Source organism: Janthinobacterium sp. GMG2 (assembly GCF_033949445.1).
Lineage (GTDB): Bacteria > Pseudomonadota > Gammaproteobacteria > Burkholderiales > Burkholderiaceae_D > Janthinobacterium > Janthinobacterium aestuarii.
The window spans coordinates 177568-192348 of record NZ_JAXAWA010000002.1; the positions used below are offsets into that span (position 1 = coordinate 177568).

Below are 14781 nucleotides of genomic sequence, written 5' to 3' on the forward strand. Positions count from 1 at the left end.
TGAGAGAACTGCTACATGCATCGCGATTTTTCGGAAGTGAACTCGAAGGGCGAAGTACTGATCGTTGAAGATACGCCGGCTTCGCTGAAGCTGTTGAGCGATTTGCTGGGCGGCGCCGGCTATGCCGTGCGCCAGGCGCCGAACGGTGAACTGGCCCTGTGGACGGCCCAGGCGCGCCCGCCCGAGCTGATTCTGCTCGACGTGCGCATGCCCGGCCTCGACGGCTTTGAAGTGTGCCGTCGCCTGAAGGAGATACCGTCCCTGTGCCAGGTGCCGGTGATCTTTCTGTCGGCCCAGTACGATACGGACGACAAGGTGCGCGGCTTTGCGCTGGGCGCCGTCGATTTCATCGCCAAGCCCTTCCAGGCCGAGGAAATCCTCGCCCGCACCGACGCCCATGTGCGTCTGGCGCGGGCGCAGCTGCAGCTGGCGCAGGAGCGCGCCAACCTGGAACGGAGGGTGGCCGAACGCACGGCCGAACTGGAACAAGTGGCCAGCACCCTGGCGCGCGAAGTGCAGATCCGCCGCGCGAATGAAGAATTGCTGCGCCTGTCGGGCCAGGTCTTCGAAGCGACCCAGGACGCCATCCTGATCACCGATGCGGCCGGCGTCATCGTCACGGCCAATCCCGCCTTTACGCGCATCACCGGCTACGCGGCGCAGGAAGTGGTGGGCACGGACATCATGCGCCTGCACGCCGAATACACGGGCGAAGCGGTGCTGCTGGCCCTGCGCCAGGGCTTGCGCAGCAGCGGCTGCTGGTCGGGCGAGGTGCAGACGCGGCGCAAGAGCGGCGACACCTATCCCTGCCTGCTCAGTGTCTCCACGGTGCACGGGCCCGACGGCGCCGTCGTCAACTATATCGGCGTCTTCCTCGATATCAGCGAGCGCAAGGCCGAGCAGCATCTGATCGATTTCCTTTCCTACCACGATGCGCTGACCGGTTTGCCGAACCGCGTGCTGCTGCGCGAGCGCTTCGAGCAGGCGCGTGCGAACGCCGTGCGCGACAGCCAGCAGGTGGTGCTGATGTGCCTCGACCTGGACCGTTTCAAGAATATCAACGATTCGCACGGCCAGGCCGTCGGCGACAAGGCGCTGCAAGTGGTGGCGCGTTTCCTGTCCGGCTGCGTGCGCGAAGGCGACACGGTGGTGCGCCAGGGCGGCGACGAATTCCAGATCCTGCTGCAGGACGATGCCCTGCTGGGGCGTACCCTGGGGCTGGTGCAAACCATCCTGGCCGGCCTGCGCGAGGAACTCAGCGTCGATGGCGAACGCCTGGCGCTGACGACCAGCATCGGCATCGCCATGTGCCCGGCCGACGGCGACAGCCTCGATGACGTGCTGCGCCACGCCGACACGGCCCTGGTGCGCGCCAAGGAAATGGGGCGCGACCATTATGCCTTCTTCACGGAGCGCATGGGCAGCGATATCCGCGCCCGCCTGGCGATGCAGCAGCAGCTGCGCGGCGCCATCTGCCGCGATGAATTCGAAGTGCACTACCAGCCGCAGATGTGCTTGCGCACGGGTGCCTTGCTGGGCGCGGAAGCCCTGCTGCGCTGGGATAACCCGGTGCTGGGCAAGGTGCCGCCCGGCCTGTTCATCGCGCTGGCCGAGGAATACGGCTCGATCACGGCCATCGGCGAATGGGTGCTCGAAAGCGTGTGTGCGCAAATCCGCGCCTGGCACGACGCAGGCCTGGGCAGCATCAAGGTGGCCGTCAACCTGTCCGGCAAACAGTTCGCACAGGACCGCACGGTGCCTTTCGTCGAGGCGGCCTTGCGCAAATACGGCATCGCGCCCGCCTGCCTCGGCATCGAGATCACGGAAAGCACGGTGATGGGCGACCCTGACAAGGCCGTGGCGGCCCTCACGCGCCTGAAGGATATCGGCGTGGGCATTTCGCTCGACGATTTCGGCACCGGCTATTCCAGCCTCGGCTACCTGAAACGTTTTCCCATCGACGTGCTGAAGATCGACAAATCCTTCGTCGACGACGTGACCACCAGCAGCAGCGACGCGGCCATCGCCCGTTCCGTCATCTCGCTGGCGCACAACCTCGACATGCGCGTCATCGCCGAAGGCGTGGAAACGCGCGAACAGGTCGACTTCCTGACGGAACACGGCTGCGATGAAATGCAGGGCTATTTTTTCAGCCGCCCCTTGGCCGCGGAAGCCTTCACGGCCTTGCTGCGCGAACGGCGCCCCCTGGCCGTGACAGTGGCCGTGGCCTGAGCGCCGCGGTGCGGCAGATGCACCATGCCGGTGCGCCCGCCGCAGCGCGGTGCACGATTCTCACTTTTCCTTCCCCTGACGCTGGCACATATCCTGCTTAGGTAATCGCTTATTTACGCGATTGCCCCGCATGCCAGACAGCACCCGACCAGTCACGCCTTTACCTGCCAGCGCGCACGGCGCCTGGCAGGCGTACCTGCGCCTGGGCTTTGCCTTGCACGATGGCGTCAGCCGCCTCGTCGAGCGCACGCACAGCGGCCCCCTGCGCGTGCAAAAGCCCCTGTACCCGGAAGGCGGCGCCGTCTGCCACGCCATCATCATCCATCCGCCCGGCGGCGTCGTGGGCGGCGACCAGCTGGCAGTCGACGCCACAGTGGGCGAGGGCGCGCACGCCTTGCTCACGTCGCCGGGCGCGGCCAAATGGTACCGCGCCAATGGCCATGTCTCGGGCCAGCACATCGTGCTGCGCGCCGGTAGCGGCGCGGCCATCGAGTGGCTGCCACAGGAAAGCATTTTCTTCGACCAGGCCTGCGTGCGCCTGCGCCACGAAGTGGAACTGGCGCCGGACGCCCGCTATATCGGCTGCGACATCGTCTGCCTGGGCCGCAGCGCCTCGGGCGAAGTTTTCAATACGGGCAGCATCAGCCAGCAGGTGCAGATCCGCCGTGGCGGCAAGCTGCTGTGGTGGGAGCAGGGCGTGCTGGCCGCCGGCGGCGCGCTGATGGCCAGCCCACTGGGATTGGCGGGCCACACGGTGTGCGCCACCCTGATCGCCGTCGGCGCCCCCGTTCCTGCCGCCGTGCTGGCGGCCGTGCGCGGGATCGCCGTGCCGGCCGGCGCCGCGTTTGGCGCCACGCACATGAAATCGCTGGTGGTGGTGCGCCTGCTGTGCGGCGACAGCGAGGCGGCGCGCCGCGTCATGCTGGTCGCCTGGCAGCTGCTGCGCCCCGCCATGCTGGGACGCGATGCCGTCGTACCCCGCATCTGGAACACTTAATCAGGAAAGAACAAGGAAAACCATGGACCTGACTCCCCGCGAAAAAGACAAGCTGCTCATTTTTACGGCCGCGCTGCTGGCCGAACGGCGCCTGGCGCGCGGCTTGAAATTGAATTATCCGGAAGCGGTGGCCCTGATCAGCGCCGCCATCATGGAAGGCGCGCGCGATGGCAAGTCGGTGGCGCAGCTGATGTCGGATGGTACGAAGATCCTCTCGCGCGCCGACGTCATGGACGGCATCGCCGAGATGATCCCCGACATCCAGGTGGAAGCGACCTTCCCCGATGGCAGCAAGCTGGTGACCGTGCACCACCCGATACCGTAGTTTTTTGAGAAGGAGCCCCTCATGACCCCAGGCGAATACCAATTGGAAGAAGGCGAAATCAGCTTGAATGCCGGGCGCGCCACGGCCACCGTGGTGGTGGCCAACCGGGGCGACCGGCCGATACAGGTCGGCTCGCACTTCCACTTTTTTGAAGTCAACCCGGCGCTGGCTTTCGAGCGCTGGCGCGCCTACGGCATGCGCCTGAACATCACGGCCGGCACGGCCGTGCGCTTCGAGCCGGGCCAGCAGCGCACCGTGGAACTGGTGGCGCTGGCGGGCGAGCGCAAGGTCTACGGCTTCAATGGCGAAGTGATGGGCGAACTGCAAGACACACCACCGGGAAAGGATTGAGATGGCCAGCATTCCCCGCAGCGCGTATGCCGAAATGTTCGGCCCCACCAAGGGCGACCGCATCCGCCTGGCCGACACGGAACTGTTCATCGAGATCGAGCATGACTATGCGATCTACGGCGAAGAGGTGAAATTCGGCGGCGGCAAGGTGATCCGCGACGGCATGGGCCAGTCGCAGCGCTGCGCGGCCGAGGTGATGGATACCGTCATCACGAATGCCGTCATCCTCGACCACTGGGGCATCGTCAAAGCCGACATCGGCTTGAAGAACGGCCTGATCTTCGGCATCGGCAAGGCGGGCAATCCGGACATCCAGCCTGGCGTGACCCTGGCCATCGGCGGCGCCACCGAGATCATCGCCGGCGAAGGCATGATCATCACGGCCGGCGGCGTCGACACGCACATCCACTTCATCTGCCCGCAGCAGATCGAGGAAGCGCTGATGAGCGGCGTGACCACCATGCTGGGCGGTGGCACGGGACCGGCTGTGGGTACGGCCGCCACCACCTGCACGCCGGGACCATGGCATTTGCACGCGATGCTGGCGGCCGCCGACGCCTTCCCGATGAATTTGGGCTTCATGGGCAAAGGCAATGTGAGTTTGCCGCTGCCGCTGGAAGAACAGGTGCGCGCGGGCGCCATCGGCCTGAAACTGCACGAAGACTGGGGCAGCACGCCGGCCGCCATCGACAACTGCCTGTCCGTCGCGGACCGCATGGATATCCAGGTGGCGCTGCACAGCGATACCCTCAACGAGGGCGGCTTTCTCGAGCACACGCTGGCAGCCTTCAAGGACCGCACCATCCACACGTTCCACACGGAAGGCGCGGGCGGCGGCCATGCGCCAGACATCATCGCCGCCGTGGGCCAGTCCAACGTGCTGCCCTCGTCGACGAATCCCACGCGACCCTTCACCGTCAACACGCTCGACGAGCACCTGGACATGCTGATGGTGTGCCACCACCTGGATCCGGCCATTGCCGAGGACGTGGCCTTTGCCGAGTCGCGCATCCGCCGCGAAACCATCGCCGCGGAAGACATCCTGCACGACATCGGCGCCATCTCGATGATGTCGTCCGACTCGCAAGCGATGGGGCGAGTGGGCGAGGTGATCATGCGCACCTGGCAGACGGCGCACAAGATGAAGGTGCAGCGGGGCGCCTTGGCGCCCGACACGGCGCGCAGCGACAACTTCCGCGCCAAGCGCTACATCGCCAAGTACACGATCAATCCAGCCATCACGCACGGGATTGCGCACGTGGTGGGCTCCATCGAGGCGGGCAAGATCGCCGATATCGTGCTGTGGAAGCCGGCGTTTTTCGGCGTCAAGCCGTCGATGATTTTAAAAGGAGGCATGATCGCGGCCGCGCAGATGGGCGACCCGAACGCGTCGATTCCCACGCCGCAGCCCGTGCACTACCGCATGATGTTCGGCGCTTTCGGCGGCGGCCTGAAAAAGTCGTTTACGTTTGTCTCGCAGGCGGCCTACGACCTCGATATCGGGCATCAGCTGAAACTGAACAAATCCGTCATCGCCGTGAAGAACATGCGCGGCTTGCGCAAGCACGACATGATCCACAACAGCGCCACGCCGCACATGGAAGTGGACCCGGAAACCTACGCCGTGCGCGCCGACGGCCAGTTGCTCGTGTGCGAAGCGGCTGCCGTGCTGCCGATGGCGCAGCGCTATTTTCTATTTTAAGCGGGAGACAAACATGCTGACTTTGCATACCAAGTTGGGACCAGAAGACCAGCGCGCACCGTTTGCGCAATTGGTTCTGCCCTACGATCAGCGCGAAAAATGCCGGCTGCGCGCCGTGCTGTCGAATGGCGACGACGTGGCCGTGTTCACCGTGCGCGGCACGGTGCTGCGCGACGGCGAGCGCATGACGGGGCCGGAAGGGCAGGTGGTGCGGATCGTCGCCGCGCGCGAACCGACCTATCTGGTGCGGTGCGCGGATGCGCATACCCTGCTGCGCTGCGCTTTTCACCTGGGGAACCGGCACACGCAGGCGCAGGTGGGCGACGGCTTTTTGCGCATCCGCAAGGACGTCGTGCTGAAGGAGATGCTCGAAGGCTTGCAGGCGATGGTGACGGAAGAAAGCGCGCCGTTCGAGCCCGAGGCGGGCGCGTACGGCGGCGGCCATGGCCACCACGACGGCCACGGCCAGCACTTGCTGGCGCCCGTGCCGCTGCGGCAGAAGATCCACCGTCCCGGCGATGTGCCAGGCGCCGCGTGATGCAGGCCTCGGCCCTGCTGCATTTGCTGCAGTTCGCCAGTCCGGCCTTGCCAATCGGCGCCTACAGCTATTCGCAGGGGCTGGAAGCGGCGCTTGAGTCTAGCCTGGTGCACGACGCGGCCACGGCGCGCGAATGGATCGCCGAGCATCTGGCGCAGGTGGTGGCGCGCTGGGAAGCGCCTTTGTGCTGGCGCTTGATGCAGGCGTTTGAAGCGCAGGATTTGCGCGCCGTGCAGCGCTGGAGCGAGCGTTTCATCGCGTCGCGCGACACGGCGGAATTTCGCGCCGAGACGATCCAGATGGGCTATTCCTTGACCAAGCTGCTGGCCGAACTGGGCGTGGCCGACGGCGTCTTGATCGACATGCTGCAGGGACAGGCGGAAGTGGCCCTGCCTACCGCGTATGCCTGCGCCGTGGCGGCGCTGGCCATTCCGCGCGAGCAAGCGCTGCTGGCCATGCTGTTCGCCTGGGCGGAAAACCAGGTGCTCGTCTGCGTGAAATCCGTGCCGCTGGGGCAGGTGGCCGGGCAGCGCCTGCTGCTGTCGCTGCGCCCAGACCTGGAAGCTGCGGCGCTCACTGCGCAAACCTTGCAAGACGACGAGATGGGCAACTGGGCGCCCGGCCTGTCGCTGCTGTCGATGCGGCACGAAGTGCAGTACAGCCGCCTGTACCGTTCCTGAATACTATAACGAGAGACCATACTATGACTTCGATCACCTCCAATCCGCTGCGCGTGGGCATCGGCGGGCCCGTCGGCTCGGGCAAGACGGCCCTGTGCGAAATGCTGTGCAAGGGCATGCGCGAGCGCTACGACATGGCCGTCATCACGAATGACATCTACACGAAGGAAGACATGGAAATCCTGCTGCGCGCGGATGCCTTGCCGGCCGAGCGCCTGATGGGCGTGGAGACGGGCGGCTGCCCGCACACGGCCATCCGCGAGGATGCGTCCATCAACCTGGAAGCCATCGCGCGCATGCAGGCGGATTTTCCCAACCTCGATTTGATCCTGCTCGAATCGGGCGGAGACAATTTGGCCGCCACTTTCAGCCCGGAATTGTCGGACCTGACGATTTACGTGATCGACGTGGCGGGCGGCGAAAAAATCCCGCGCAAGGGCGGGCCCGGCATCACCCGTTCCGATTTGCTGATCATCAACAAGACGGACCTGGCGCCATACGTGGGCGCGAATCTCGACATCATGGCGCAGGACGCCCAGCGCATGCGCGGCGCGCGCCCCTTCGTATTTACCAACCTGCGCAGCGGCGACGGCGTGCAGGTGGTCATCGATTTTATCCGCGAGCAAGGTTTGCTCGATCAACCAGACAAGGAGCTGCAATGAGCACAACACTGATGAGAAAAACGGCCGCCGTGGCTGCCCTGTGCCTGCTGGCCATGCCCGCCATGGCCCATCCCGGCCATGGTGAGAGCGTGGGATTCCTGGCCGGGTTCGCCCATCCGTTCACGGGCATCGACCATTTGCTGGCCATGCTGGGCGTGGGCATCTGGGGCGGCCAGCAGCGCCGCGGCCTGGCGCAGCCCGCCACGTTCCTCGGCATGATGCTGCTTGGCGCGCTGGCCGGCATGGCGGGCTTGAGCATTCCCGGGCTGGAAACGGGCATCGCCGCCACGGTGGCGCTGGTAGGGCTGGCCATCGCGCTGGCGCTGGCCTTGCCGAACTGGCTGGGCATGGGATTGGTGGGCCTGTTTGCGCTGGCGCATGGCAATGCCCACGGCCAGGAATTGCCGGCCGCCTCGGCCGCGTGCGGCTTCATGCTGGCCTCGGCCATCCTGCTGTGGGCCGGACGTTTCACCGGCCAGGTGCTGGCCGAGCGCATGCTGCGGGTGGCCGGCGTGGCCTTGACGGCTGCCGGCGTGGTGCTGATGGGGATGAATTAAAAACGAAAGCAAACGGCTCCAATGCCGGTCACTTGGACAGAGCGGAAGGTGAAGCCTGCTCTGCTTGCATGAGCAGCTCATCTCCGAATGTCTTGCGCCAGTCTCTCGGGCTCACCTGGAAACGCTTCTTGAAATGCTGGCGGAACGATGTTGCCGTCTTGAACCCGGCAACATCGGCGATTCTTTCGATGGACAGCGATGTCGTTTCCAGCAGTTCGCGCGTGCGCTGCAAGCGTTCATTGACGAGCCAATCCACGAACGTCATGCCAGTTGCTTTGCTGAAATGGCGTGTAAAGGTTCGCCGGCTCATGGCCGTACGCGCCGCCAAATCCTCGACGCTGTGGGATTTGTCGAGGTTGTCGCGTAAATAATCCAGCAGCAGATTTACCTGCGCATCCTGGGTCGATACGGCGACCGGTTGTTCAATGAACTGAGCTTGCCCGCCTTCGCGGTGCGGCGGTATCACCATCGTTCGCGCCACCTTGTTGGCCGTTCTGGAGTCGTAATATTTGCGGACAAGATACAGGCAACAGTCGAGCCCTGCGCCTGTCCCTGCCGACGTAATCAACTTATCCTCGTCAACATAGAGCGCATTCATATCCAGCTTGACCCGTGGGAAACGGGTACAGAAATCCTGCTCCGCCATCCAGTGCGTCGAAGCCCGCTTGCCGTCGAGTAACCCTGCATAGGCGAGCGCATAGGCGCCATAGCACAGGCCGACGACATGGGCGCCCCTCGCATGGGCCCGTGAAAGCGCCGATAGCAAGTCCGCTTCGGGACGCTCGTCCAGGTCATGCCAGCCCGGCACGATCAGGATGTCGGCCGTTTCCGTCAGCTCGAGGCCGCCGTCGGGATGCATGGTTAACGCACGCTCGGCAGTCAGGGGGCGAGCGCCGGACGACACGATCATCAGGTCGAACAGGCACCCTTCGGCCAGTTCCGAGTTGAATACCAGGTAGGGTACGGAAAAGTGGAAGGGACTGAAGTTGGGATAGGCGATCAGTGCCACGACAGGGCGTTTTTTCATCATGGAAGCAGGATACATGCTTCTGGCCCAAAAGTTTCGATAATTGGCATGCGGGTCAATTTTAAGTACATGCCGATGCGCCCACAATGCTGCTACCGATTCATTAATCAATGGAGCAGAACATGCAACGAATGAAAGCCCTCATCATCGCTTTGTCACTGGCCGCTGGCACAGCTGTTTCAACTGCGCACGCCGGCGCGAATGTGCCAGCTACCGTGACGAGTCCGGCAGTGCAAGTGCAACAAATCCGTAACGCCACGGCCAAGATTCACTATGCCGGCAAGACGTTCTTGGTCGACCCCTTCCTGGCAAAGAAGGGGACGTATCCAGGATTTCCAGGCACCTTCAATAGCCAGCTCAGGAATCCGCTTGTCGACCTGACGCTGCCTGTGCAAGACATCATGAAAGGCGTTGATGCCGTGATTGTCAGCCATACGCACCTGGACCATTGGGATGGCGGCGATCAGCAGTTCATCCCCAAATCCATTCCCCTGTTCGTGCAGGATGAAACGGATGCCAAACTGATACGCGGGCAAGGCTATACCGATGTCCGCATCCTTGGCGAGAAGACGGTCTTTGACGGCGTGCAGCTGAGCAAGACGGGCGGCCAGCATGGCACGAAGGAAATGTACGCGAACAAACCGCTGGGTCAGGCACTGGGCGAAGCCATGGGCTTTGTCTTTCAAGCGCCTGGTGTCAAGACGGTGTATGTCGTCGGCGATACCGTCTGGCATGGCGCGGTCGATCAGACTTTGGCAAAGTTCAAGCCTGACGTGATTATCCTGAACGCCGGGGATGCGCGCATGGTTGGCCATACCGGCTCCATCATCATGGGCAAGGACGATGTGCTGCATGCCTATCAGGCGATGCCAAACGCGATCATTATCGCGACCCACATGGATGCGATTAACCATATGACGTTGAGCCGTAAAGAACTGCGGGAACATGTCAAACAACATGGTATTGAAGACCGCGTGCGCATTCCGGAAGATGGCGAGGTGCTGGCGTTCTAAGGGCTGCCATCACCCTGCTTGTGTCCGGGAGCTAGGCGCCGGGGCGGCGCTCCGACAGCACGATGGGCGCCGCCTTTTCAGGATGCAAGCCCTGGTGGCCCGCATACACGGCGGCAATCGCCGCCATGTCGGCCTCCTTGTCGCCCGTCAGATATAAATGGTCGACGACGCCCAGTACCTTGTTCGGGTAGTCGATGTAGACCAGCAGCAAGGGCACCTTGGCTGCGACGGCCAGGTGATAAAAGCCGCTTTTCCAGTTGGGGCGGTAGCTGCGCGTCGCTTCCGGCGTGATGGCCAGCCAGTACCAGTCTGCGGCCAGCATGCGTTCGGCCTGACGCTGTATCGTGCCGCTGGTGGTGCTGCGGTCGACCGGTTCGCCGCCCAGGTAGCGCAGCACCTTGCCCATGGGGCCGCGGAACAGCGAATCCTTGGCCAGCCAGCGGAAGGGCAGCGACAGCGCCCATTTGCCGAACAGGCCGACGATGAAATCCCAGTTGGACGTGTGCGGGTAGACGACGGCGATGCCGCGCGGCCCCGGCAAGGGGCGAAAGCGCATGCGCCAGCCAAACAGGTGCAGCACGCGCAGCGCGCAGCGCTGGTGCCAGGTCGGCAAGTCGCCCGCTTGTACAAATAAATCGTCCATTGATACCCTTCAGTGACACTATTCTTAATGGGATGGCGCTGGTGGCCATTTTCCTTGAAGCAAAAATTCTGCGCAGGCATTCTATACGGGGCTGGCGGTGGCGACAAGCAGCCGAGGCCGCTATTCATGCGGTGTCGGGGCTGTTGCTGCCGCTATTTTAACGATGCTTTGCCACGCTGTCGGGCACTAAATGTGCGCAATGTGGTCAAAACTTGATGCAAGGTTGATCCACCCGATAGGGAGCCATGGCATGAAAAACAGTATCGATGATGGACATGGGCAGCAAGTCCGAACGGACAAAGTGATGGCCGAGCTCGTTGAGCGGGGCGTGGCGTTTCATCATGCGCTGGGGCGAACGGTGGCGACGGCCTACCTGCGCGAGCACGCGGTGCCGGCCGAGGTGATACGCCGTGTCTTCAGCAGCGTGCAGGCGCGCCGTCCGGCCAGGCCGGCACGGCGCCGATGGCGCTGAAGGGCAGACAAAAACGGCGGGCGCCGCGATCGTCACGCAGTTTTTGCGTTGGTATCGTTGCGCCCGCCGCCGGGGGAAGCCGCTAGTTGCTGCTCAGGGTGCCGCTCAGGGTGCCGTTCAGCCGTGGGCCGCCAGCGCCGGGTAGTCCGTGTAGCCGGCCGCGTCCTGCGCGTACAGGGTGGCCGGGTTCAGCGGGTTCAACGGCGCGTCGCTGTGCAGGCGGATAGGCAGGTCGGGGTTGGCGATGAACCACAGGCCAAAGGCGACGGCATCGGCTTCGCCCTTGGCCAGCAGGGCTTCGGCCGCCGCCTTGTCCATTTTTTCGTTGGCAATGTATACGCCGCCGAATTCCTGCTTCAGGTACGGGCCCAGACGGTCGTCGCCGAGTGCTTCGCGCGCGCAGATGAAGGCGATGCCGCGCTTGCCCAGTTCGCGTGCCACATAGCCAAAGGTGGCGCGCGGGTCGGAATCGCCCATGTCGTGCGCATCGCGGCGCGGCGCCAGGTGCATGCCGACCTTGTCCGCGCCCCATACCTCGATACATGCGTCCGTCACTTCCAGCATCAACCGGGCTCGGTTTTCTATCGACCCGCCATAGTTGTCGGTGCGCAAGTTGGTGCTGTCTTGCAGGAACTGGTCGAGCAAATAGCCATTGGCGCCGTGGATTTCCACGCCGTCGAAGCCCGCTTTTTTCGCATTTTCCGCGCCCAGGCGGTAGGCCGCGACGATACCGGGAATCTCTTCCGCATCGAGCGCGCGCGGCGTGACGAATTCCTGTTGCGGGCGCACCAGGCTTACATGGCCTGCAGGCTTGACGGCGCTGGGCGCCACGGGCAGGTCGCCGTCGAGGAAGAGCGGTGCGGAAATGCGGCCCACGTGCCACAGTTGCAGCACGATCAGGCCGCCCGCGTCATGCACGGCCTTGGTGATGTGTTTCCAGCCTTCCACCTGTTCCTCGGACCAGATGCCCGGGGTGTCGGCATAGCCCACGCCCTGCGGCGTGACGGCCGTCGCTTCCGAGATGATCATGCCGGCCGAAGCGCGCTGCGTGTAGTACTCGGCCATCAGGGCGTTGGGCACGCGGCCCGGATTGCCGGCGCGCGAACGCGTCAGCGGCGCCATGATGATGCGGTTTTTCAGTTGCAGGCTGCCAATGGTGATGGGATCGAATAAAGTTGCCATGATGGTTGTCTTTCCTGTCGAGAGTGCCGCGTGCGGCGATGTGGATGGGGTTGCTGTTACAAACCTTGCTGCATGTGATCGAGAAAGGCCTGAATGGTGGCTTCATTGCGGCTGAAGAAACTCCATTGGCCCACCTTGGTGGCCGAAATCAGGCCCGCCTTCTGCAAGCTGGCCAGGTGTGCCGACACCGTCGATTGCGACAGGTTCAGGCGCCGGTCGATCAGGCCGGCGCACACGCCCAGGTGCAGCGGGTGATCCTGCTCCTGGAAATACTGTTCCGGCTCCTTCAGCCATTGCAGGATCTGCCGCCGCACGGGATTGGCCAGCGCCTTGTGGATGGCGTCGATATCCATATTGTTTCTCCTGAACATACAATTCGCTTTTCAGCGATGTATATATCGTGTTTGTTCAATCCTAATATCGCTGTTTTACGATATGACTATCTTACGATATAAATGAAAAGCGTGCTGGCGGCACGCATTTTTGACGGATTCAGGCGGGAAGGGGATTGCGTTGCAGCACGGCCGGACCTGTCAGCACGATGCGCACCAGGTCCACCTGGCGCTGGGCGCCGGCCTTGGCGGTGGCGCTCTTGATCTGCGTGCGCGCCGTGTGGATGGAAATGCGCTGGCGTTCGGCGTATTCCTGCAGAGAATAGCCGTTGACGAGCGCTTCCGTCAGGCGCGCCTCGGCCACCGTCATGCCATAGAAATTGCGCAAGGTGGCGGCCAGCGAGGTGATCAGGTCGCTGCTGTCGCTGAGGAAAACGGCGATGGCGCTGGCCGAACCGAATGGGCTGTGCCAGGAGGGCAGGGGCGTGACGCGCAGGCGCAACTGTTCGCCCGTCAGTCCGTTCAGATTGAGCACGCCGCCGGGGCCGCCTGCCGCCGTCGTGCCCGTTTGTGCGGCCTCGTGCAGCAGGCGCCGTAGCGCGCCGTTGTCCGCTTCGCGGGGGCAATACAGGGGCGCGCCTTCGCGCAGCTGCAGCAGCCGCGTCGAAGCCGTCATGGCCAGCGCCCGCTCGTTGGCGTACAGCAATTGTGACGTGGCGTCGAGCAGCAGCACGCCAAACGGCAGCAATTCCAGTACCTGGGTGGAACTCTGGGACAGCACTTCCAGCCGGCGCAGCTTGCGCTGCAGGGCAAACGCCGTTTGCAGATGGGGCATCAGGTTGCGCATCAGCGCCAGCTCGCCCGCGTCGTAGGCACCCGCCCGTTCGCGGCGCACCACGGTGACGTTGGTGGAGCGTTCGGCGCGCAATTCGACGATGGCCGCCGCGGTATAAAAGATGTCTTGCGGGCGCAGCCAGTCCGTCCAGTATTCGGTTTTCTTCAGGCAATGGTCGGGAAACAGCATGGAGCCGGTGACGACGGCGCCTTCACGGTGCAGGGAGGCGTCTTCCAGCCAGACGTTGCGCGCACCGTAATAGCTGGCAAAGCTGGCCATGGCGTCCGATTCGAAGCCATACGTGGCGGCCAGGCCGCTGCCCGGCAGCTGGACATCGACTGAGCGGTTGCTGAAATCATTGGCCCAGATCAAGCCTGCGTGCGACTGCAACTGTTGCGCCAGGGCGGCCAGGAATTGCGACCAGGCACCATGTTGTGTGGCCGCTTCGTAGATCAGGGTAATCAGTGCCTGGCTGGCGACGGCGAGCGATGGCGTCATTGGCGATCCTCATGGCGGCAAGCGGTGGGCAAGACAGACAAGGGCGGCCTTTGCTTCGGCCGCCCGGCTTTCTTAACGCGATTCCAGCCAGCTTTTGCCGCCGGACGTGCACGTGCTGAGGCTGGCGTACTGGCTCACATAGTTATAGCCGCTGCCGCAGCCGCCTTCGCCCGATTTGACGGGGCCGTAGCAAGCGCCTTCATAGCTGAGCTTACCATTGACGGTGGTACTTTTGACACAGAAATTGTAGTTGCTTGCCGTGGTGTTGTTGGGCAAGGTGGTGCCATTGTTTTGCCCGCAGCCCAGTTCCTTGCTCACGTTGCGCGCGTAGTCGACCATTTTCTGGTACGTGCCGCTATAGTAGGCATCGGCCTTGGCTTTTTCTCCCAGCTTGCAGGCGGCGATCACGCTGTCGTAGCCGGAATCGGCCTGCGCATAGTTGCCCGATACCTGGATGCCGCAGGCGCTGGCCTGCTTGCGTTCCGCGTCGCTGATCAGATTGCTGTACTGGCAGTTTGCCGAGGTGCCGCTGGTGCCGCCGGCGCTGGTGGAACCGCTGCCCGAGCTGGTGTCGTCGCTGCCACCGCCACCGCAGGCGGACAGCATGAGGCAGCCGAGTAAAGTGACGGCAAAGGTGGTTGGATGTGCTTGCATGATTTCCCCTGTGGACTGTGACGTGCCACCATGTATCTGGTGGTATCTTTTTTATTGCTATAAGGAATTGTATCGGGCATG

At 63.5% G+C, this 14781-nt stretch carries 17 protein-coding genes; 11 read left to right on the plus strand and 6 right to left on the minus strand.

Translation table 11 applies throughout. The annotated features are described in order from the left end of the window. Positions 1–15: 15 nt before the first annotated feature. The 9 genes from SKZ59_RS06795 to SKZ59_RS06835 all read left to right on the plus strand — a co-directional run bounded on the left by SKZ59_RS06795 (position 16) and on the right by SKZ59_RS06835 (position 8044). Complete coding sequence (locus SKZ59_RS06795; protein WP_319991177.1) at positions 16–2232, plus strand: EAL domain-containing protein; 2217 nt, start codon at positions 16–18, stop codon at positions 2230–2232. A gap of 130 nt (positions 2233–2362) precedes the next feature. Beyond that, a complete protein-coding gene (locus tag SKZ59_RS06800) occupies positions 2363–3229 on the plus strand; it encodes an urease accessory protein UreD (protein WP_319991178.1) in 867 nt (288 codons plus the stop codon). A gap of 22 nt (positions 3230–3251) precedes the next feature. After that, positions 3252–3554: an urease subunit gamma gene (locus tag SKZ59_RS06805; protein ID WP_034751936.1), complete on the plus strand. Its 303-nt coding sequence runs from the start codon at positions 3252–3254 to the stop codon at positions 3552–3554. 21 nt (positions 3555–3575) lie between these two features. Continuing rightward, positions 3576–3905 (plus strand): urease subunit beta, encoded by a 330-nt coding sequence (locus tag SKZ59_RS06810; RefSeq protein WP_034751935.1) that lies wholly within the window; start codon positions 3576–3578, stop codon positions 3903–3905. Between the two features lies 1 nt (position 3906). Further along, positions 3907–5607: an urease subunit alpha gene (ureC, locus tag SKZ59_RS06815; RefSeq protein WP_219327226.1), complete on the plus strand. Its 1701-nt coding sequence runs from the start codon at positions 3907–3909 to the stop codon at positions 5605–5607. 13 nt (positions 5608–5620) lie between these two features. Then, on the plus strand, positions 5621–6145 hold the full coding sequence (gene ureE / locus SKZ59_RS06820; RefSeq protein WP_072453122.1) for an urease accessory protein UreE: 525 nt from the start codon (positions 5621–5623) through the stop codon (positions 6143–6145). Continuing rightward, positions 6145–6825 carry an urease accessory protein UreF gene (locus SKZ59_RS06825; protein WP_319991882.1) on the plus strand — a complete coding sequence of 227 codons (681 nt, stop codon included), beginning with the start codon at positions 6145–6147 and terminating at the stop codon, positions 6823–6825. The genes ureE and SKZ59_RS06825 overlap by 1 nt, the downstream gene beginning before the upstream one ends. 23 nt (positions 6826–6848) lie before the next feature. Then, on the plus strand, positions 6849–7487 hold the full coding sequence (ureG, locus tag SKZ59_RS06830; RefSeq protein ID WP_319991179.1) for an urease accessory protein UreG: 639 nt from the start codon (positions 6849–6851) through the stop codon (positions 7485–7487). Then, positions 7484–8044, plus strand: coding sequence for a HupE/UreJ family protein (locus SKZ59_RS06835; protein ID WP_319991180.1), 561 nt, complete (start codon positions 7484–7486; stop codon positions 8042–8044). Before ureG ends, SKZ59_RS06835 begins: the two co-directional genes overlap by 4 nt. Positions 8045–8072: 28 nt before the next feature. Here SKZ59_RS06835 and SKZ59_RS06840 read toward each other — a convergent pair whose 3' ends face one another. After that, positions 8073–9074: a GlxA family transcriptional regulator gene (locus SKZ59_RS06840; RefSeq protein WP_319991181.1), complete on the minus strand. Its 1002-nt coding sequence runs from the start codon at positions 9072–9074 to the stop codon at positions 8073–8075. A gap of 119 nt (positions 9075–9193) precedes the next feature. Here SKZ59_RS06840 and SKZ59_RS06845 point away from each other — a divergent pair, with 119 nt between their 5' ends. Beyond that, on the plus strand, positions 9194–10084 hold the full coding sequence (locus SKZ59_RS06845) for an MBL fold metallo-hydrolase (RefSeq protein WP_319991182.1): 891 nt from the start codon (positions 9194–9196) through the stop codon (positions 10082–10084). 31 nt (positions 10085–10115) lie between these two features. Here SKZ59_RS06845 and SKZ59_RS06850 read toward each other — a convergent pair whose 3' ends face one another. Beyond that, positions 10116–10727, minus strand: coding sequence for a 1-acyl-sn-glycerol-3-phosphate acyltransferase (locus tag SKZ59_RS06850; protein WP_319991183.1), 612 nt, complete (start codon positions 10725–10727; stop codon positions 10116–10118). A gap of 250 nt (positions 10728–10977) precedes the next feature. On the opposite strand from SKZ59_RS06850, the gene SKZ59_RS06855 reads away from it, so the two are divergent. After that, positions 10978–11199 carry a hypothetical protein gene (locus SKZ59_RS06855; protein ID WP_319991184.1) on the plus strand — a complete coding sequence of 74 codons (222 nt, stop codon included), beginning with the start codon at positions 10978–10980 and terminating at the stop codon, positions 11197–11199. Between the two features lie 117 nt (positions 11200–11316). Here SKZ59_RS06855 and SKZ59_RS06860 read toward each other — a convergent pair whose 3' ends face one another. The 4 genes from SKZ59_RS06860 to SKZ59_RS06875 all read right to left on the minus strand — a co-directional run bounded on the left by SKZ59_RS06860 (position 11317) and on the right by SKZ59_RS06875 (position 14700). Further along, positions 11317–12381 carry an alkene reductase gene (locus SKZ59_RS06860; protein ID WP_319991185.1) on the minus strand — a complete coding sequence of 355 codons (1065 nt, stop codon included), beginning with the start codon at positions 12379–12381 and terminating at the stop codon, positions 11317–11319. 56 nt (positions 12382–12437) lie between these two features. Then, positions 12438–12734 carry an ArsR/SmtB family transcription factor gene (locus SKZ59_RS06865; protein ID WP_034751927.1) on the minus strand — a complete coding sequence of 99 codons (297 nt, stop codon included), beginning with the start codon at positions 12732–12734 and terminating at the stop codon, positions 12438–12440. A 139-nt stretch (positions 12735–12873) separates the two neighbouring features. After that, positions 12874–14046, minus strand: coding sequence for a helix-turn-helix transcriptional regulator (locus SKZ59_RS06870; protein WP_034751926.1), 1173 nt, complete (start codon positions 14044–14046; stop codon positions 12874–12876). 72 nt (positions 14047–14118) lie between these two features. Further along, complete coding sequence (locus SKZ59_RS06875; RefSeq protein WP_319991186.1) at positions 14119–14700, minus strand: hypothetical protein; 582 nt, start codon at positions 14698–14700, stop codon at positions 14119–14121. Between the last annotated feature and the right edge of the window lie 81 nt (positions 14701–14781).